This is a genomic window from Treponema sp. R6D11 (assembly GCF_054786075.1).
On record NZ_BDHD01000733.1, the window covers coordinates 1 to 571 of the forward strand.

A 571-nucleotide genomic window follows, 5' to 3' on the forward strand; every position below is an offset into this window, starting at 1 on the left:
TACTTGTCCAGCCATTCGTCGGTAATGGGGTTTTCAAACTCCAGTATCCTGAACTCGTTTACCGCGAGCGTTATTTTCGCGCGCGCTATTTTTACGCCCTCAGTATCAGAAAACACATAACAGCTTCCCGGCATTCGGCGTTTCGCGCGTTTTACGAGGGTTTTCCAAGTTCCGTCTTTAAATTTTTCAAGTAAAAGAAACTCGGCCTTCGCCCCCGTCTCTTCTGACTCTCCTATAAGCCTCGCCTTTCTTACCTTTGTGTTATTAAAAACCAAAAGGGGCAAACGGCCGTCTTTGCTTAAGAATTCAGACCCTCGCAAAATTTCGGGCAGTTCTTTAACCGTGCGATGCGCCCGTTTCCCCGTTGTACGGTCAAGAGTCATCAGCCTGCTCTGCCCGCGCTCTTGCGGCGGAAACTGCGCGATAAGGTTTTCGGGAAGCTCAAAGAAAAAATCGCCCGTCTTCATTGGAAAAGGGAACCTTCGCCGTTTCCGCCAATCGGGGACGCAAGCCCCAAGTGACCGTAAGCGAGGCTTGTTACCATTCGTCCGCGCGGGCTTCGCTGTAAAAG

1 protein-coding gene and 1 pseudogene are annotated in these 571 nt (G+C 50.8%); both read right to left on the reverse strand.

The window, feature by feature from the left end; genetic code table 11:
• Positions 1–467 (reverse strand): S-adenosylmethionine:tRNA ribosyltransferase-isomerase (locus ACYVTD_RS15775; RefSeq protein WP_461248641.1); only part of this gene is annotated, 467 nt, incomplete at its 3' end.
• Positions 464–571, reverse strand: a pseudogene (locus ACYVTD_RS15780) (Holliday junction branch migration DNA helicase RuvB); the annotation flags it as partial. The gene ACYVTD_RS15775 and the pseudogene ACYVTD_RS15780, both read right to left, overlap by 4 nt.